This window comes from Actinomyces howellii (assembly GCF_900637165.1).
Taxonomy (GTDB): Bacteria; Actinomycetota; Actinomycetes; order Actinomycetales; family Actinomycetaceae; genus Actinomyces; species Actinomyces howellii.
Genome location: NZ_LR134350.1, coordinates 2893874 through 2912600, shown reverse-complemented (window position 1 = coordinate 2912600; position 18727 = coordinate 2893874). Strand labels below are relative to the sequence as shown.

General features: G+C 72.4%; 12 protein-coding genes and 2 pseudogenes. 2 read left to right on the top strand and 12 right to left on the bottom strand.

Annotated elements, in window-relative coordinates:
* Positions 1–165 precede the first annotated feature (165 nt).
* From EL245_RS12160 to EL245_RS12125, 8 genes are all read right to left on the bottom strand, one after another.
* Positions 166–1392 (bottom strand): glycerate kinase family protein, encoded by a 1227-nt coding sequence (locus tag EL245_RS12160; RefSeq protein ID WP_126383479.1) that lies wholly within the window; start codon positions 1390–1392, stop codon positions 166–168.
* 114 nt (positions 1393–1506) lie between these two features.
* Positions 1507–3135: an SLC13 family permease gene (locus EL245_RS12155; protein WP_197719420.1), complete on the bottom strand. Its 1629-nt coding sequence runs from the start codon at positions 3133–3135 to the stop codon at positions 1507–1509.
* Positions 3132–4664 carry a sensor histidine kinase gene (locus tag EL245_RS12150; protein ID WP_126383477.1) on the bottom strand — a complete coding sequence of 511 codons (1533 nt, stop codon included), beginning with the start codon at positions 4662–4664 and terminating at the stop codon, positions 3132–3134. Before EL245_RS12150 ends, EL245_RS12155 begins: the two co-directional genes overlap by 4 nt.
* Positions 4654–4983 carry a hypothetical protein gene (locus EL245_RS12145; RefSeq protein ID WP_126383475.1) on the bottom strand — a complete coding sequence of 110 codons (330 nt, stop codon included), beginning with the start codon at positions 4981–4983 and terminating at the stop codon, positions 4654–4656. The genes EL245_RS12150 and EL245_RS12145 overlap by 11 nt, the downstream gene beginning before the upstream one ends.
* A gap of 191 nt (positions 4984–5174) precedes the next feature.
* Entirely contained in the window at positions 5175–5951 is a 777-nt protein-coding gene (locus EL245_RS12140; protein WP_232009773.1) for a glycerophosphodiester phosphodiesterase, read from the bottom strand.
* Between the two features lie 30 nt (positions 5952–5981).
* Positions 5982–7226 carry a M23 family metallopeptidase gene (locus tag EL245_RS12135; protein WP_232009772.1) on the bottom strand — a complete coding sequence of 415 codons (1245 nt, stop codon included), beginning with the start codon at positions 7224–7226 and terminating at the stop codon, positions 5982–5984.
* Between the two features lie 201 nt (positions 7227–7427).
* Positions 7428–8498: a hemolysin family protein gene (locus EL245_RS12130; RefSeq protein WP_126383471.1), complete on the bottom strand. Its 1071-nt coding sequence runs from the start codon at positions 8496–8498 to the stop codon at positions 7428–7430.
* Positions 8495–9862, bottom strand: a complete 1368-nt coding sequence (locus EL245_RS12125) for a hemolysin family protein (protein ID WP_126383469.1) — start codon at positions 9860–9862, stop codon at positions 8495–8497. Before EL245_RS12125 ends, EL245_RS12130 begins: the two co-directional genes overlap by 4 nt.
* A 496-nt stretch (positions 9863–10358) precedes the next feature.
* Here EL245_RS12125 and EL245_RS12120 point away from each other — a divergent pair, with 496 nt between their 5' ends.
* A complete protein-coding gene (locus EL245_RS12120) occupies positions 10359–14081 on the top strand; it encodes a multifunctional oxoglutarate decarboxylase/oxoglutarate dehydrogenase thiamine pyrophosphate-binding subunit/dihydrolipoyllysine-residue succinyltransferase subunit (protein ID WP_408608406.1) in 3723 nt (1240 codons plus the stop codon).
* Positions 14082–14278: 197 nt separating this feature from the next.
* Positions 14279–14869 carry a GDSL-type esterase/lipase family protein gene (locus tag EL245_RS12115; protein WP_126383465.1) on the top strand — a complete coding sequence of 197 codons (591 nt, stop codon included), beginning with the start codon at positions 14279–14281 and terminating at the stop codon, positions 14867–14869.
* 129 nt (positions 14870–14998) lie between these two features.
* On the opposite strand, the gene EL245_RS12110 is transcribed toward EL245_RS12115, so the two are convergent.
* The 4 genes and pseudogenes from EL245_RS12110 to EL245_RS12105 all read right to left on the bottom strand — a co-directional run.
* Positions 14999–16768, bottom strand: a complete 1770-nt coding sequence (locus tag EL245_RS12110) for an ABC transporter ATP-binding protein (RefSeq protein ID WP_232009771.1) — start codon at positions 16766–16768, stop codon at positions 14999–15001.
* Positions 16765–16989 carry a hypothetical protein gene (locus tag EL245_RS13760; RefSeq protein WP_232009770.1) on the bottom strand — a complete coding sequence of 75 codons (225 nt, stop codon included), beginning with the start codon at positions 16987–16989 and terminating at the stop codon, positions 16765–16767. Before EL245_RS13760 ends, EL245_RS12110 begins: the two co-directional genes overlap by 4 nt.
* Before the next feature lie 189 nt (positions 16990–17178).
* Positions 17179–17265, bottom strand: a pseudogene (locus tag EL245_RS13915) (hypothetical protein); the annotation flags it as partial.
* Positions 17266–17323: 58 nt separating this feature from the next.
* Positions 17324–18727: pseudogene (locus tag EL245_RS12105) on the bottom strand (ABC transporter ATP-binding protein); the annotation flags it as partial.

Genomic DNA, 18727 nt, shown 5'->3' with positions numbered 1-18727 from the left:
GCGACAGGGGCCTCGTCGTCGACGACGACCCTGCGAGGCGTCACCCAGGCCAGGCAGCCGGATGGTTGCTCGCCTGGAGGGTCACCGGTAGTCGTGGCGATCGAGTGCCGCCTCGAAGCAGGCACGGATGGCACCGGCCCCGCTGTGTGCCGGCGGGACGAGGCCTCAGGCGGTGCGGGCCCGCTGGGCGCTGCGCTCGGCGACGGCGGCCCCGAGCACGAGGGAGCGCATGAGCCGTTCGGCGGCGTCGGCCAGCAGGGACTCCGCCCCGTCGACCGCCTCGGCCAGGGTCATGGGACCGGGCATGATCGAGGCCACGGCGTCGACACCGATGTCGGTGACGTCGCGCCAGCCGCGTCCCAGGGTGCCGGCCAGGCCGACCACCGGCACCCCGCGCGCGGCGGCACGGCGAGCGACCTCGGCGGGGACCTTGCCCCGGGGGGTCTGGAAGTCGATGGCCCCCTCCGCGGTCACGACGAGGTCCGCCTCCTGGACCAGGGCGTCGAGGTCCACCCCGGCCAGACCGGAGTCGAGCAGGGCCTCGAAGCGGGGAGTCAGTCGGGCGCCCACCGCGGCAAGTCCGGCTCCCAGGCCGCCGGAAGCCCCGGTGCCCGCGCCGGTGTGGAAGTCGGTGCCCCGGGCGGCCTCGAGGCAGTCACGGCTGAGGACCGAGGCCCAGGTCTCGAAGCCGGCGGACAGCTCCTCGACCTGCTCGGGGGTCGCGCCCTTCTGCGGCCCGAAGACGCGGGCGACCCCCCGCTCGCCGGTGAGGAGGTTGTGGGGGTTGAGGGCCAGGACCACCGGGACACGTCCGTCTCGCAGCGCCGGGTGCAGGCCGCTGAGGTCCAGGCGGGCGACCCGGCCCAGGTGGCTGCCTCCCCAGGGCAGGTCCCTGCCCTCGGAGTCGAGCACTCGGGCCCCCAGGGCCTGGAGCGCGCCGGCGCCCCCGTCGGAGGTGCCTGAGTCGCCGCAGCCCACGAGGATGCGCTTAGCACCGGCGTCCAGGGCGGCGGCGATGAGCTGGCCCACGCCGTAGGTCGTCGTGGCACCGGGGTCGCGCTGATCGCGGGGAACGAGCCGCAGCCCCGCAGCGGCGGCCATCTCGACGACGGCGGTGCCTTCCGCCTGGCCGCCGAGCAGGGCGATGTGGGAGTCGACCTCCTGCCCGACCGGGCCGACGACGGTGAGCGGGACGATCGTGCCCCCGGTGGCCTCGGCCAGGGTCCGGGCCGTCCCCTCTCCGCCGTCGGCGATGGGGGCGGTGACCACCGTGAGGCCGGGCACGACGCGGCGCGCCCCTGCGCTGATGGCTCGGGCGACCTCGTTGGCGTCAAGGGACTCCTTGAAGCCGGAGGGGGCGATGAGGACTGAGCGGGGAAGGACGGTGTTCACGACGGTTCTCCTTGATGACAGGGGCCCGGGGACCGGGCGGGTACAGGCGGGTAGAGGCGGGTACGGACAGGGGCGGGGCCGAGGGGCGGGGCCGGCGGGTGCCGGTCAGCGACCTCAGGCGAACAGGGGCAGGCCCATGACGGGCCAGACGAGGAAGGCGAACAGGAGGACGAGGACCACGAGGACGGGGCCGAGGACCACGCTGAGCCGCAGCAGGTGTCGCGGGGTGTAGGTCTCGACGTCCTCGACGTCGGAGAACAGGGTCACCGGCTTGGCCGAGCTGGTCAGGGTGTGGCAGAAGCCGGCGGCCGCGGTCGAGGCCAGGGCCGCCGCCACCGGATCGACCCCGACCCCGGGGGCCAGGGACACGACCAGGGGGATGAGGACCGCCGAGCGGGCCGACCGCGACTGGATGACCAGGTGCGCTGCCGCCGAGACGGCCACGACCAGGACGACGAAGACCGCCCCGGCGGCCGCCCCCATCCCGGCCACGGGCCCGAGCACCCGGTGGGCCAGCCACTGCGCGGCGCCCGTGGAGACCAGGGCGGCGCCCAGCGCCAGTGTCGTGGACATGAACAGGAGCAGAGACCAGGGCACGGCCTTGATCGCCTTGCCCATCGACACCGACCCCACGTTGGGGCTGGCCACGAGCAGTGCGCCCAGGAGCGCCACGATCGCCGGGTGGAGCCCGTGCACCGGCTCGGTGCACCACAGGACGACGACGGCGGACACGAGCAGGGCGGCCCTGTTCTGCGCGACGGTCAGCGGCCCGGTCACCGGGACCTGGGAGTGGGCCTGGACCTCCTCTGCGGTGATGCGCATCGGGGCACGACGGTCCTCCCCGGTGGTGAACATCCGCACGATGATCTCGGCGCACAGGTGGGAGGACACGAGTGACAGCGGCAGTCCGTAGACCAGCCAGGTGGCGAAGGAGAAGCCCTCGTACCCGGAGGCCTGGAGGATCTGGCTCGTGATGAGGTGGGCGCCCGCCCCGAGGTAGGAGCCGACCGCCGACAGCAGGATGACCGAGGGGAAGAGCAGCGACAGCGCCAGCACCACCCGCCTGCGGTCCTCCAGGGACTTGGCCAGCGCCACGAAGACCGGCAGGGTCAGGGCGGCGCGGCCGGAGGTCGCCGGCACGGCGAAGGCCGTCACGACGAGGAAGCTCGTGATGAGGTGGGCGAGCTGGCGCAGTCCGGTGGCGCCGGTGACGATGTAGACGGCCACCCGGGTCGCCAGGCCCGTGGAGGTCACCCCGGCGGAGATGACGAAGGCTGACAGGAGCAGCCACACGGTGTCCTCCCCCAGGGACTGGAAGAGGGTGTCGGCCGGCAGCATGCCAATGACGACGAGGACGACCGCGGCACCGATGGCGACGTAGGTGTCCCCCACCGAGGAGAAGACCCACAGCCAGATCGCCACCGCGAAGACCGCCAGGGTCATGGCGCCCGCCGGGGTGAGGGCGGTCGGCTCGGCGTCGTCGGCCCCCAGGGCCTCCCAGGTGCACCAGGCCACGAAGGCCACGAGGAGGGCGGCTCCCAGGACCGCCGGCAGGAGGCGCGACAGGCGCCGGGCGTCGCGCTGCCGGGAGGATCGCTGGCCGAGCCGGCGGTGGCGACGGCGCTCGGTGGCCGGCAGCCTGCTGCCCCAGCCGACGGGGGCCGCGGGCGCCCCGCCAGGCGGAGTCGTCGCGTAGCGACGGATGGTGGTCGGGGTCGCCTCGGGCGTCTCGAGGGCGCTCACAGCTCCTCCTCGGGGTCCACGGGGCTCGTGCGGGTGGGCACGAGCGCCGTCAGCGGCAGGTCGAGGCCGAAACGGGTGCCGGAGGCGGGATCGACCTCCACCCAGGCGCTGCCGCGGTGAGCGTCTGCCACCGCCCGCACGACCGCCAGGCCCAGGCCCATGCCGGTGTCGGCGTCGTCGCTCTCGGAGCGGTAGAGCTCGAACAGGTCCCGTGCCCGCTCGGCGTCGAGGTCGGTGCCCGGGTCGGCCACCCAGAAGGAGACCCACTGCCCGTCGACCGACAGCGTCGAGCCGATCTCGATGGTCGAGCCGGGAGGCGTGTGCGAGGCGGCGTTGTCGACGAGCTCGCCCAGGGCCTGGAGCAGGCGCTCGCGGTCGAGGTAGCCCCGGCCCACGGCCTGGGAGCCCAGGTGCCAGTGGTAGGCGTCGGCCGCGGAGACCGCCTGGGCGTAGGCCTCAGCGGTGATCTCCCTGAGGGACACGTCCTCGGGGTGCACGAAGTCGGGGTTGTCGGCCTGGGCGAGGATGTCGAGGTCGTCGAGGACCTCACGCATGCGGACGAGCTCGACTCCGGCGCGCATGACCAGGTCCTGCTGGCGCACGGTGCCCGGCTCCTGGGCCAGGGCGGAGACCGCGTGGGCGGCACGCGCCTGGGGACCGGCGATACGGCGTCTGGCCTCGGACACGAAGTGCCGTTGGGAGACGTAGGCCCGGTCGACGCGGTCGAGCATCTCGTTCATGGTCCCGGCCAGCTCCGAGATATCGTCCCGGCCGGTGACCGGCACCCGCCCGGACAGGTCGGTGGAGTTGATGGACTCGGCCACCTCGCGCATCCGGCGCAGGGGTGCGAGGATCCTCCCCGCCACGAGCCAGCCGACGCCTGCGGCCATGACGAGGCCCCCCACGGCGATGCACGACAGGATGAGGACCTCCTGGTCGACGGCCTCGTCCTCAGCGGCGGTGAAGTGGGCGACGATGAGGACCGCCTCCTCCTGGCTGCCCGATGAGGTGACCGCGGTGGTCGTGATCCTGCCCCAGCGCATCGGCCCGTCGGAGGTCTCGGTGATCCCGGAGGCGGCGGAGTCGTTGAGGATCTCGTCGATCCTGGCCCGGTCCTGGGCCAGGGTGGTGCCGACGTCGTCACGGGAGTTGTCGACGTAGAGGACGTCCTGGCCCACGACCATGATGAGGACCTCGCCGGAGGCCGGTGTCTGGATCGCCAGGTAGCTCTCGACGAGCTCGAGGGCTGATCCGAAGGGCTGTCCGGTGACCGGGTTGGAGGAGTGCTCGGCGAAGGTGCGGAACTCCTGGGTCTCCTGGATGATCTCGGCGTTGGCCTCCTCGGCGACCTGCTGGACCAGGACCGAGCGCAGGGAGACGATGACGACGAGCAGCGTCAGTCCGGTGGTGGCCAGGATCCACCACACGATCCGCCAGCGCGCACCCATCCGGGTGGTCTCAGGTGCCTGCTCGGTGGTCGTCGCGGCCGCCGGGGAGGCGGCGGTGGCGGTGCGGGTCTCACTGCTCATCGGAGCCGACCTCCTCATCGGTGTCAGCCGGGTCCTGCTCGGTGGTCGCGGGGACCTGGGCGGTGCCCGCGGAGGGCTGGTCGGTGGCGGGGGCCTGCTCCTGGGCGACGGCGGTGGAGGCGGGCAGGGGGACCTGGAGGACCTCGCGGGCGGTGCTCACGGGGGCGGGCTGGGTGCTCGAGGTGCTGCTCACTCGGACCGACACCGGGGAGCTGTCGATCGGGGCGGCGGGGGTCGGGGCGGACACCATCTGGCTGGCCACAGCCAGGATGATGGGGACGGCGAGGGCTGCGATGACGACGAGGTAGCGCTTCAACATGGAATCCACGCTCACATGTCACAGGCGCTTCCTGAAGCACCTTAAGAGGACTCTCAGCAGCGCCTCATGGGCAAAGTGAGATCCTCGTCACGACCTTTCGCTGCAAAGGCGCGGTCTGTCGGCAGAGACACCCTGAGAAAAACCAATGAGTCCGACAGGCTCCGGCGTGTCGCGATCCGGGGCCTGGAGCCTCACCGAGGGCTGGCCTGGCCGAGGACCTCGAGCGCCAGGCTCGGACGGTCGGTGATGACGGCGTCGACGTTGAGCGCGGCGAGCCGCAGCATCTCCTCGGGCTCGTCGACGGTCCACACGTGCACCTCGAGGCCGAGCCGGTGGGCGTGGGCGACGAAGCGCCGGGTGACCACCGGGACGCCGTGGTAGGACACCGGCACCTGGACGGCGTCGACACGCCCCTTGGTCCAGTTCCAGCGGGTACGGGGCAGGGCGACGGCCGCCTCGGCGGCCAGGACGAGGCCTGCGACGTCGCCCACACCGAGCGAGGTGCGCGCCCGCGGCTCCTGGCGCCTCAGCATGGCGAGGCGGCGGGCGGAGAAGGAGGCGAAGCGCACCCGGTCCAGGGCGTCGGCCGAGCGGACCGCCTGGATGGCGGGCTGGACGACGGAGGACTCCTTGAGGTCGACGTTGAGCCGCATCCCCGGGAAGGAGCCCAGGACCTCGTCGAGGCGCGCGGGTGCGCGTCCGTCGCCGGCGTCGACCCGCTCGAGCTCCTCCCAGGTCATGTCCCCGATGGGACGCTCAGAGCCTGAGGCTCGGGCCAGGTCGACGTCGTGGGCCAGGACGACGACCCCGTCGGCCGTGGCGCGCAGGTCGGTCTCCATCCAGTCCAGGCCGAGCCCGACGACGTGCTCGACGGCGCTGCGCGTGTTCTCCGGCGTCTCGGCGGCGCCGCCCCTGTGGGCGACGACCACGGGTCGGCGAGTCGAGGCCGCAGGTCCTGCGGGAGCCACGGAGTCCATGGTGGGTGCTCGTCCCCTCGTTCAGGAGCAGTCGGTGGACAGCTCGACGGCCTGGTGCTCGGCCAGCCACGCCTGCGGGTCGACCGTGGAGGTGTCGGCCATGTCGTTCTTCGTGCGGACCTCGAAGTGGAGGTGCGCCCCGGTGGACCTGCCGGTGTTGCCCACTCCCGCGATGAGCTGGCCGGCGGTGACCTCGTCACCGACCTTGACGTAGATGCCGTCCTCGTACATGTGGAGGTAGCTCGTGTACCAGGTCTGGCCGTCCACGTTGTGCTCGATCGTGACCGTTCCGGTGCCGTCGACCATGCCCGCGGTGACGACCTTGCCCGCGGCGACCGCGTACATGGGGGTGCCGACAGGCGCGGAGTAGTCCTGTCCCGCGTGGAGCTTCATCGTGCCCAGCGTCGGGTGGAGGCGGTAGCCGTAGGGCGACGAGATCTCGTAGGTGCCCGCGACCATGGGGAAGAACACCTCCGGGGCGGTGGTGAAGGCGCTCGTGTCGCCCGAGGCCCCCGAGGCGGGCGCGGCGCAGGTGACGGCCGCGTTCTCGTAGGCGGCGCGGATCCGCGCCAGGGTCGCGGCGTCGGGGACGTTGGACAGCTCGGTGTCCGTGCTCGTGTCGACGTCGGCGTCGGAGCCCAGGACGGCTGCGGCCACCGAGGTGGAGTTGCCTGAGGAGGCCCGGCTGGAGGGGGACTGGCCGTCCTGGGGCGCGCTCAGGGCCGCCGTGCCTGAGGCGTCCGCGGTGACCTGGGAGCTGAGCGGGGCGAGGACCGTGGCGACCGCCAGCAGCGTGAGGATCCCCACGCGTCCGACGGCGGAGATGCCGCGTCTGCGCGAGCTCTGCGTCGAGCGGGGCCTGGGGGGCGCGACCGGATCAGCCTCCGGCACGGGCTCCTCGGCGGGCTCCGGGGCCGCTGCCGCCGGCTCCGGCTCGGCCGCTGCGGCGGGCTCCGGGACGGCGGGCGGGAGCGCCTCGGTCGCGGGACGCACAGGAGGGGTCGGTGGGGGCGTCGACCTCCGTCTCCTGCGCTGCGCGGGTGCGTCGGTGCCTGTGGCCGCCGCCGGGGCGGCCGCCGCGGGGGTGGCCGCGGTCGGGAGGTCACCGGCAGCGGCGCTGACCGTGGTCGGCGAGCTGCTCGAGGCGGGGGCGGCCGGGGCAGCGGCGCTGGACGGCAGTGCGGCGGACTGTGCCTGGGCCGCGGCAGCCGCAGCGGCGCGCTCGGCGTCACGCCGCTCGCGTCGCGTCATTGGCTGCTGGGCCACATCAACTCCTCCGTCAGGGTCACACGATCCGGCCCGGATCGTGTGTGGAAACATATCCGCCGTTGGACGCAGCGTGCCAGGATCACAATCACACTGAGGCGCCACCGGGGTCACGGTGTGGTCACGACATTGTATGAAAGCCGGTTGCCTGGGGCCATTCGGATGACGCCGCGCCGGCGGCCGCCACCCGGCCCGGCTGCCTCACTCGCGGTCCCTGCGCTGGTGCTCCGCGCGCTGCATGGCGTCGTAGACCTCCCCGACCAGCTCCTCGAGGATGTCCTCGAGGAAGACCACTCCGACCGTGGCCCCGGCGGCGTCCTCGACACGGCCCAGGTGGGTGCCGGTTCGCTGCATGGCGGCCAGGGCGTCCTCGACCTCGTCGTCAGCCCGCACGACGACGAGCTCGCGCGCCTGCCAGGTCGGCACGGGTCGACGGCGGTCGCGCCCCTCGGCGTCGAGCACGTCCTTGAGGTGGAGGTACCCGGTGATCTCCTGCTCCCCGTCGAGCTCGGCGACCAGCGGGAAGCGGGAGAAGCCGGTGGAGGCGACGAGGCGCTCGACGTCCTCGGGGGTGCAGCCCTCGGACAGGGTGACGAGCCCGGCCAGGGGCACCATGACCGACCCGGCCGTCTCCTCGGAGAACTCCAGGGCGCCGGTGAGCAGGCCGGTGTCGTCGTCGAGGACCCCTTCGGCGGTCGAGCGCTCGACGATCGAGGCGACCTCGGCGGCGTTGAAGGTCGCGGAGACCTCCTCCTTGGTCTCGACACCCATGCGGTGCAGGACCCAGTTGGCGAACCCGTTGAGGACGGTGACCGCGGGGCCGAAGACGCGCGAGACGAGCACGAGCGGCGGGGCGAGCCAGCGCACCGCCTGCTCAGGGGCGGAGATGGACAGGTTCTTGGGCACCATCTCCGCGGCCACGACGTGGACGTAGACGACGAGGACGAGGGCGATGACCACGGCGATGACGTGCGCCCCGCCGTGCCCGACCCCGAGCCTCTCGACCCACGGGGTCAGGGCGTGCGCGATCGCCGGCTCGGCCACGACGCCCAGGCCGGTCGAGCACAGGGTGACTCCGAGCTGGGCGGTGGCGAGCATCCGCGAGACGTTCTGCAGCGCCCACAGGGCCGTGGCCGCGCGCTTGTCCCCGGCCTCGGCCAAGGGCTCGAGCTGGGCCCGGCGCGCGGAGGTCACGGCGAACTCGGCGCCGACGAAGAAGGCGTTGCCCACCAGGAGCGCGAGGGTGATGAGCAGGGCGGTGGGGGTGCTCATCGGACCTCCCCCTGCTCACCGCGTCGAGGGCGGTCGGCGCCACCGGGCGCGGCAGCGCCCTCCTCGTCCGGGAGGGGGCGCACGCGCAGGCGGGTGACGCGCCTGCCCTCCATGGCCTCGACCCGCAGGACCGCGCGCGGCGTGCGGACCTCGTCCCCGACCGCGGGGATGCGCCCGAGCTGGGTCATGACCAGCCCGGCGAGGGTCTCGTAGGGGCCGTCGTCGGGGACGTGGACGCCGGCGCGGGCGGCGAGCTCGTCGGGGCGCAGCCATCCCGGGACCAGCCAGGCGCCGTCGGCCGAGCGGCGCGCCCCGGCCCGGCGGCGGTCGTGCTCGTCGGCGACGTCGCCGACGATCTCCTCGACGGCGTCCTCGAGGGTGACCACCCCGGAGGTGCCCCCGTACTCGTCGACGACGACCGCCATCTGGCTGCCGGTCTTGCGCAGCTCGACGAGCAGGCTGGCCAGGGGCATCGTCTCGGGCACGCGCGGGGCGGGGGTCATGAGGGAGGAGGAGGTCACGGGGACCTCCGCCCGCCGGTCGTAGGGGACGGCGATGGCCCGGCGCAGGTGGACGATGCCCATGATGTCGTCGGAGTCCTCCCCCACGACCGGGAAGCGGGAGTGGCCGGTGGCCCGGGCCAGGGCCACGACGCGGTCGGCCGTGTCGGCCTCGGCCAGGGTGTGGAGGCGACCCCGGTCGGTCATGACGTCGACGGCGGTGAGCCGGCCGACCCCGATGGAGCGGGTGAGCAGGGCGGCGGTCGACACGTCGAGGGTGCCCTCCTCGGCGCTGTGGCGCACGAGGGCGGCGAGCTCGGAGGCCGATCGGGTGCCGCTCAGCTCCTCGGCGGGCTCGACCCCGATGCGGCGCAGGATGAGGTTGGCGGTGTCGTTGAGCACGACGATGACGGGCCTGAGGAGGGTCGTGAAGCCCATGAGGAAGGGGGCTACGAGGCCCGCGGCGCGCATGGGGTCGGCCAGGGTGGCGTTCTTGGGGATGAGCTCTCCGAGCAGCATCGAGAAGGCGTTGACCACGATGAGCGCGATGACGACGGCGGCGCCGGTGGCCACGGACTCGGCCATCCAGCGGGTCATGAGGCCCGCGAGCATGGAGGACAGCGCGTCCTGCATCGTGTAGCCCAGCAGGATGGTGGTCAGGGTGATGCCGACCTGGGCCCCGGACAGGAGGGTGGACAGGCGCCCCAACGCCCGCCGGACGGTCTCGGCCCGCTTCTCACCTGCCGCCGCGCGGGTCTCGACCGTCGAGGGGTCGAGGGCCACGAGGGAGAACTCCCCGGCGACGAACAGGGCGGTGCCGACGGTCAGGACCACGCCCAGGGCGATCATGAGCCAGTCGGTCATGGGAGCCCGCCCGTGGTGCCGACAGAGCCCTCAGGCCGGTCGGCTCCGGCCCGGCCCGAGCCGGAGCGCTCGGGGTGGGGGTGGTCAGGGTGGGACAGGTCAGGATGTTGGTGGGGGCGGGCTGATCGCCCGCGGGCCCGTCTGGACGCCGGTCGCATAGTGGTTGGCACGGTATCACCGGCGAGCCCGCCCCTAATGTCGACCGGTCATGTGTCCTTCGACCGGTCATGTGACTCCCGACCGCCCATGTGACGTCAATCCGACGGTCGGGAGTCACATGACCGGTCGAACGCGGTGGGGACGGCAAGACCTGTGTCTTTAGTCCCGTGTCGGCGTGCGACCGGCCCACACCTGCCCGTACGATGACGAGGGACACAGCAGCCCCCGTGCCCGATCCGTCGTGACCGTGCAGGGGCTGCTACCGATGTTGACCGAGGAGGGACAGGCGGTGCCCACGCACAACGGCCCCACGGCAGGGTTCGGAGCCAACGAGTGGATGGTCGAGGAGCTGCGGGAGGCCTGGTTGGCCGACCCCACCTCGGTCACCGAGCAGTGGCGCGCCCTGTTCGAGTCGCGGGCGGGCGCCGCGCCGAGCGGCCCAGGTCCCGTCGTCCACGCTGAGATCCCCGAGATCCCCCAGATCCCGACCGCGGGCACGGCTCCACGCCACCAGCGCACGAGCGTCCAGGACGTCACCCGTTCCGACCTGCCGCCCGCACCGGCCTCGGACACCGCCCCGCCGACCTCCCCCTACGCCCAGCGCCTGGCCCGCCAGCACCTGGGCGAGCTCGAGGGCGAGGCCTACCCCGACTCCCAGGTGCGTCTCAAGGGCGCGGCCGCGCGCACCGCCAAGAACATGGAGGAGTCCCTGTCGATCCCGACAGCGACCTCCGCGCGCGCCGTCCCGGCCAAGGTCCTCATCGAGAACCGGGCGATCATCAACGCCCACCTGGCCCACACCCGCGGCGGGAAGGTCTCCTTCACCCACCTCATCGGATGGGCGGTCGTCGAGGCCCTCTCGGAGATGCCGGGCATGAACGTGTCCTACCGCCTTGACGACTCGGGCCGTCCCAGCCTCCACGAGCCGGCGCACATCGCCTTCGGCCTGGCCGTCGACGTCCCTGCCCCCAACGGGGAGCGCCGCCTGCTCGTGCCCTCGATCAAGAAGGCCGACCTCATGGACCTGGCGGGCTTCGTGGCCGCCTACGAGGCCCTCGTGCGCAGGGCCCGCGACGGGGCGCTCGACGTCGAGGACTTCCGCGGCACGACCATCACCCTGACCAACCCGGGCATGATCGGGACCCTCCACTCGGTCCCGCGCCTCATGCCGGGCCAGGGCGCCATTATCGGGGTGGGCTCGATGGACTACCCGGCCGAGTTCGCCGGTACCTCGGCCGAGACCCTCGCCCGCCACGGGGTGGGCAAGGTCCTGACCCTGACCTCGACCTACGACCACCGGGTCATCCAGGGCGCCGCCAGCGGGGAGTTCCTGCGCCTGGTCGAGCGCAAGCTCCTGGGCCTCGACGGCTTCTGGGACCGGTCCTTCGAGTCCCTGCGCATCCCTCACGAGCCGATCCGCTGGGCCAGGGACACGACCTACGACCCCGAGCTCGAGACCGGCAAGCCCGCCCGGGTCACCGAGCTCATCCACGCCTTCCGCCAGCGGGGCCACCTGGCCGCCGACACCGACCCGCTCACCTACCGCCTGCGCCGCCACCCCGACCTCGACCCCGCTTCCTACGGGCTGAGCCTGTGGGACCTGGACCGCACCTTCCCCACCGGCGGCCTGGGCGGCACCGAGCGCGCCACGCTGCGCCAGATCCTCGACCGGCTGCGCGGCGCCTACTGCCGTACCGCGGGCATCGAGTACATGCACATCCAGGACCCCGCCCAGCGCCTGTGGTGGCAGGAGCGCCTCGAGGGCGAGTGGAGCTCGATCGACGGCGCCGAGCGGCGCCGGATCCTCACCAAGCTCGAGCAGGCAGAGGCCTTCGAGACCTTCCTGCAGACCAAGTACGTCGGGCAGAAGCGGTTCAGCCTCGAGGGAGGCGAGTCCCTCATCGTGCTGCTCGACCGGCTTCTCGACGCGGCCGCCCACGACGGCCTCGACGAGGTCGTCATCGGCATGGCGCACCGGGGGCGCCTCAACGTCCTGACCAACATCGCCGGCAAGTCCTACGGCCAGGTCTTCGACGAGTTCGACGGCAACGGCGTCATCGAGGGCGCCGGGACCGGGGACGTCAAGTACCACCTGGGCACCGAGGGCGTGTTCGCCGGCACCGACGGAACGGCCGTGCGCGTGTCCCTGGCGGCCAACCCCTCCCACCTCGAGACGGTCGACGGCGTCGTCGAGGGCATCGTGCGAGCCAAGCAGGACCGGATCGGCCTGGGAGAGAAGGGCTACACGGTCCTGCCGGTCCTCGTCCACGGCGACGCCGCCTTCGCCGGCCAGGGAGTGGTCTACGAGACCCTCAACATGAGCCAGCTGCCCGCCTACCGCACCGGCGGAACCGTGCACATCATCGTCAACAACCAGATCGGCTTCACCACCGGGGCGGCCTCCGCACGCTCGACCACCTACGCCACCGACCTGGCCAAGGGCCTTCAGGTCCCGATCTTCCACGTCAACGCCGACGACCCCGAGACGGTGGCCCGCGCGGCCCAGCGCGCCTACGAGTACCGGGCCACCTTCCACAAGGACGTCATCATCGACCTCATCTGCTACCGGCGCCGGGGCCACAACGAGGGCGACGACCCCTCGATGACCCAGCCGGTCATGTACCGGCTCATCGACTCCCTGCCCTCGACGCGTGAGGTCTACACCTCCGACCTCGTGGGCCGCGGTGACATCACCGTCGACGAGGCGCGCGAGATCACCCAGGCCTACCACGACGAGCTCGAGCGGATCTTCGCCGAGACGCGCACCGCCCACGCCTCGCGCCGCAACCTCGAGACCCTCGACGCCACCGACCCAGCCCAGGTGGGCCGTCCCCGCACGAGCCTGGAGGTTCCCGCCTCCCAACGCGCCGGCCAGGGCATGATGCTAGGCTGGACCTCCGCCGTGCCCCGCGAGCTCGTCGAGCGCATCGGGGACGCGCAGGTCGCCTACCCGCCGGGCTTCACCGTCCACCCCAAGCTCGGGGCGATGCTGGACAAGCGCCGCCGCGCCTCGCGCGAGGGCGGGATCGACTGGGGCTTCGGAGAGCTCATCGCCGTGGGCTCCCTGCTCATGGAGGGCGTCCCGGTGCGCATCGCCGGCGAGGACGCCCGCCGCGCCACCTTCGCCCAGCGCCACGCGGTCCTCCACGACAACGTCTCGGGCGCGGAGTGGACCCCGCTGGACTTCCTCACCCCCGACCAGGCGCCGCTGGCCATCTACGACTCCCTGCTCAGCGAGTACGCGGCACTGGCCTTCGAGTACGGCTACGCCGTCGAGCGCCCCGAGGGCCTGACCGCCTGGGAGGCCCAGTTCGGGGACTTCGCCAACGGCGCCCAGAGCGTCATCGACGAGTACATCACCTCCGCCGGGCAGAAGTGGGGCCAGCGCTCGGGGCTGGTCATGCTCCTGCCCCACGGCCAGGAGGGCCAGGGACCCGACCACTCCTCGGCCCGGATCGAGCGCTACCTGCAGATGTGCGCCCAGGACAACATGCGCGTGGCCATGCCCTCGACCCCCGCCAACCACTGTCACCTGCTGCGCGAGCAGGCCTACTCCCGGCCTCGCAGGCCGCTCATCGTCTTCACCCCCAAGCAGCTTCTGCGCCTGCCCGCGGCCACCTCCCCGGTCGAGGACTTCACGACGGGAACCTTCTCCCCCGTCATCGGCGAGGTCGACCCGGCCCTGGCCACGGGCGAGGGCGTCACCCGCGTCCTGCTGTGCTCGGGCAGGGTCTTCTACTCCCTGGCCGAGGAACGCGCCCGCCGGGGCGAGACCTCGACGGCGATCGTGCGCCTCGAGCAGCTCTACCCCCTGCCGGTCGCCGAGCTGGCCGAGGCCCTGGCGCCCTTCGCCGGCGCCGAGCTCGTGTGGGTCCAGGACGAGGCGGCCAACCAGGGCATCTGGCCGTGGCTCGCGCTCCACCTGCCCGACACCCTGACCGGGGGGCGCCTGCCGCGCCGGGCGTGCCCGCCCGAGGCTGCCTCCCCGGCCGTCGGATCGGCCGGCGCCTACCGCCGGCAGCAGGAGGCCATCATGGAGGCCGCCTTCGCCCGGGGCTGAGACGAGGCACCGGACCCGCCCAACGCGCCGGGTCCGTCGGCGGGCCTCCGGGCACACGACCGCTCCGGGCCGCCATCAGGTACCGGGGCGGGGCCAGTTGGTCCCACCGGAGGGCCGTGGGGGACGGTACCGTCATGTGTCAGCACAGCACGCGGCACCGCCGGCCCGCCGCGCACGTCAGACGAGGGGGTAGTGACGTGGAGTCCACGCGGATCCACTTCATCGGCGACGAGCTCGTCGCCGGTTACGGCGACGCCCGTGCCCTGGGCTGGAACGGGCGCGTCATGGCCCGCACGCCGCGCGAGCTCGACGCGCTGTGGACCACCCTGGCGGTCCCCGGGGAGACGACCACCGAGCTGGCCGACAGGTGGCAGGCGGAGGTCGCCCTGCGCTCGACGTCCACCGGTATCAACCGGCTCGTCATCGGCCTGGGCGTCGCGGACGTCCTGACCGGGGTCTCCCCGGCCCGCAGCCGCCTGGCGGTGGCCAACATCCTCGACAAGGCGCTGGGCGAGCACCGCGAGTGCTTCGTCGTGGGCCCCCCGCCGCTGCCGGGGGCGGACCCCGACGCCACGGCCGCGCTGTCACGAGCGGCAGCCGAGGTCTGCCACCGCCGGCGCGTGCCCTACGTCGAGGTCTTCGAGCCGCTGCGCAACCACGAGCAGTGGACCTCCGACGTCGCGGCCGTCCAGGGCCGCCACCCGGCGCAGGCCGGCTACGGGCTCATCGCCTGGCTCGTGCTGCACCGGGGCTGGTACGAGTGGCTCGACGTGCGCCAGCCGTCCTGATCCCACCCCGCCCAGGTCGTCCCGACCGGCCTCCAGGATGCCGAACACGTCACTTTGAGCCCGACTACCCCGGAAAAAGTGACGTACTCGGGATCAAGGTGACGTGTTCGACGGCGGGCCGGCACACGCTCAGTGACCCAAGGCCCAGCCCCGTGCCTTGTCCCGCTGCTCCCAGAACTCCTTGTACATCCCACCCGCGGCCAGTAGCTCGGCGTGCGTCCCGACCTGGGCCACGCCCCCGGCGCCGTCGAGGACCACGATCTGGTCGGCGGCACGGATCGTGTCAAGCTTGTGGGCAATGACCAAGACCGTGGCCCGGCTGCGTAGCTCGGCGAAGGCCCGAGCCAGATTCGCCTCGTTCTGGGCGTCTAGGGCTGAGGTCGCCTCGTCGAAGAGCAGCACCGGTGCGCGCTTGAGCAGGGCGCGGGCAACCGAGATGCGCTGGCGCTCGCCGCCAGACAGGGCGGTACCGCCCTCACCGACGCGGGTCTCCCAGCCCTCCGGAAGGCGTTCAACGATCTCAGACACACCCGCCAGCTCGGCAGCGGCGAGCACCTCCTCGTGGCTGGCTCCGGACCGACCCACGCGGATGTTGGCCTCCAAGGTGTCGTCGAAGAGGTAGACGTCCTGGAAGACCATGGACAGCTGCCCCATGAGGTCTGCGGTGGTCATCTCGCGCACGTCCGTACCGCCAACCCGCACCCTGCCGCCGTCGACGTCCCAGAACCGGGCGATGAGGCGGGCCACCGTCGTCTTGCCCGAGCCCGAGGGCCCCACCAGGGCCGTCATGGTGCGCGGCGGGACCCTCAGCGAGACCCCGTCCAGCACTGGCGTGTCCGCCTCGTAACGGAAGACGACCTTGTCGAGCTCGAGGGCACCGGGCTCCGGCAGGGCAGGCGAGGAGGCGGGCTCGGGCAGAGTGGGGGCGTCGAGCACCTCAGCGGCGGTGGAGATCGACGGGGCCTGCATGAGGAATCCCATGCGCAGCTCCCCGACGTTGGTCAGGTACTGGACGACCTGCAGACTGACTCCGATGACGGCCACAGCCTCCAGGGGGGCCAGGTTCCTGGACAGCGCCCAGGAGACCGTGAGCACCATCATGAGCACGGCGATGATCTGGGCACTCATGCCCTGGACGATGTTGATGCCCGCCTCGGCCCACAACAGGATCCGCGCGCGGCGGCGCTCCTCGGTCAGGGCGGCTGCCAGCGCCCTGTCGCCCTGGCACTCGGTCCGGCCGCAGGCCCGCAGCACACCCTGGCACCGGGCGTACTCGACGATCCGTTCGGCGAGCTCGACGGCGGCGGGCTCCCGGAAGCGCCCGCAGCGCAGGTCCAGGTGGTTGGCGCCCACCATGAGCAGGACGTGGACCGCCAGGCACCCCGCCAGGAAGGCGCCCAGCGGCGGGTACCACCAGGTCAAACCGGCGGTCAGGATCAGCATCGCCACCGTGTCGGTGACGATCCCCGTCATCGCGTGAGCGTAACTGTGGCCGACCTGCATGGCCCCGGAGGACACCAGACGCGACAGACGTCCTGCCGCGGTCGAGACGAACCAGCCCAGGGGCAACTTGGTCAGCCTGTCGCCGATGAGGTCGTGGAGGCGTCGCATGACCAGGAAGGCTGAGCCGTAGGCGCTCTTCTCCCGGTGGTAGATGGCCACGGCCCCGGCTCCAGCAGACACGGCCAGCACCACCAGCCAGCCGCCGGCGCCCAGTCCGCCCGAGGGGGCGTCGCTTGCCAGGGCGGTCGACAGCTCGATGAGGGACAGCAGGCCCGCCCCCTGGACAGCTCCCGCCACGACGCGCAGGGCCATGGCCCGGGCGAAGGGCGTGCCGGGCCCTTCGGGCCGCAGCCGCGAGTACTCCCTGAGGATGTCGGACAGTCCCGTGATGCTCATCGGTTCATCTCCTTGTCCTCGGTATTCTGCGTGCCCAGGGCGGCCCGTGGACGATGGTTTCCTCGGGCCCGCCCGGCATCCCGGCTGGGGGCTTCGACAGCGCCGACCGCTGCGACTGCGTCCCGCGCCGGCGAGGTGGCGGCGCCCTGAGGGCTCGAGGCGCGCAGCAGGCGCTGGTAGAGATCGACCCCCTCGATCTCCTCATGGGTGCCGGCCGCCACGATGCGTCCACGGTCCAGCAGGACGATCTGGTCGGCGTCGCGCACCGAGGCGGGCCGGTGGTCGATGACCAGGACGGTGCGTCCGACGACGAGCTCGGAGACGGCTTCCTGGAGCCGGGCCTCGCACTCGGGGTCGACCATGGCCACGGCTTCGTCGAGGATCAGCACAGGGGCGTCGAGCAGCAGCGCCCTGGCGATCCCGATGCGCTGCTCCTGCCCGCCGGAGAGCCGTGTCTCGGAGCCGAGCACGGTGTCGTAACCGCGCGGCAGGGCCATGATTCTCGTCATGGACCCGGGCGCGCCGAGCCGCCTGCTCGACCTCGGCGCGCGAGGCACCAGGGCGGCCCAGGGCGATGTTGTCGTGCACGGAGGCGCGCAGGACCTGGGCGTCCTGGAGGACGAAGGCGATCCGGGAGTAGAGCTGCTCGGTGGTCAGCTCGCGTAGGTCGACCCCGCCCAGACGCACCGTGCCTGCGTCGGGGTCCCGGAACCGGGCAACCAGCCCGGCGAGCGAGGACTTGCCGGCCCCGGAGGGCCCGATGAGCGCGGTGAGCGTCCCTGGGGCCAGGGTGAGGTCGACGTCGTCCAGGGCGACGGTCTGCCCGTAGGACACTCTCACGCCCTCCAGGCGGACCTCGCAGTCCGCGGGGACGGGACCGGCCTCGCCGGGCACCTCCATGACCGGAAGGTTGAGCACCGCCAAGATGCGAGCGGCGGCGGCGCCGGCCATCTGGTAGTTCCAGATCAGACTGGTGACCTGGTTGATGGAGTTGGGCAGTGTGATGGCCGCCAGGCAGGTGACGACCACCTCGACGGGGGTGACCCAGGCGCGTCCCGTCATCCACGCACCCGCGCCTCCGGTGAGCAGTACGATCATGGGCGTGGAGGCGACGGCGGAGGTCAGCGCCGCGGCATTGACCATCGGCCTGTTCCACTCCTCGATGAAGTCCACGGTGTCCTGGGCGGCCCTGGCGTAGCGGTGGTGCGCCTTGCCGGTGATGCCGAAGGCCTTGACCACCTGGATCCCGGCGACGAATTCGACCATTGAGGCCGAGACCCGGTCGAGCTTGCGGTCCAGCTCCAGGCTCCGATCGGTCGAGCCGCGCATGAAGAAGGCGTAGACCACCAGGTAGACCGGGACACAGACGATGGTCAGCACACCGAGCCGCCAGTCGATGATGAACGTGTAGGCGGCCAGCGCGATGGGCATGGCGACCGACGAGACCATGTCGACGGGCCGGTGCGCCACCAGCGTGTGGAGGTTCTGGACGTCGTCCTGGAGCACCTTGCGCACGTGTCCGGAGGTGTTGGCCGAGAACCAGGCCAGGGGCACGCCGCCCAGCCGCTCGACCAGCCGCGTCCTGATGGAGCCGACGAGCACGACATCGGCCAGGTGGGTGGACATGAGCGCAAGAAAGTAGACGAAGAGCCGCCCGGTGAACGTGCCCAGGAGGAGCACGAGCGCCCCGTGGACGACGGCGCGATCGGGTGGGACGCCGTCGTACCATGCCTGGGTGAGGTGGTTGCCGATGGCCACCAGTGCTACGAAGGGGAAGACCCCCAGGACGGCGGAGCCGACGGCGAGGATCCGTCCGATCCACAGGGGTCCGCGGACTGGTCGTAGAAGGTCGGACAGGGCGCTCCGGCCCGCTCGGGTGTCGAGCTTCGTGTCGGCACCGAGCGGGACGCCCTCGTCCCGGACCGGCGCGACTCGGCGCACGGTGGTGGTGTCGTTCAT

Bases quoted from the DNA above. Each gene is read 5' to 3' on its own strand.
- EL245_RS12150 (WP_126383477.1), bottom strand. From the start codon at position 4,664: ATGAGCAGTGAGACCCGCACCGCCACCGCCGCCTCCCCGGCGGCCGCG.
- EL245_RS12145 (WP_126383475.1), bottom strand. From the start codon at position 4,983: ATGTTGAAGCGCTACCTCGTCGTCATCGCAGCCCTCGCCGTCCCCATC.
- EL245_RS12130 (WP_126383471.1), bottom strand. From the start codon at position 8,498: ATGAGCACCCCCACCGCCCTGCTCATCACCCTCGCGCTCCTGGTGGGC.
- EL245_RS12125 (WP_126383469.1), bottom strand. From the start codon at position 9,862: ATGACCGACTGGCTCATGATCGCCCTGGGCGTGGTCCTGACCGTCGGC.
- EL245_RS12120 (WP_408608406.1), top strand. From the start codon at position 10,359: ATGGTCGAGGAGCTGCGGGAGGCCTGGTTGGCCGACCCCACCTCGGTC.
- EL245_RS12110 (WP_232009771.1), bottom strand. From the start codon at position 16,768: ATGAGCATCACGGGACTGTCCGACATCCTCAGGGAGTACTCGCGGCTG.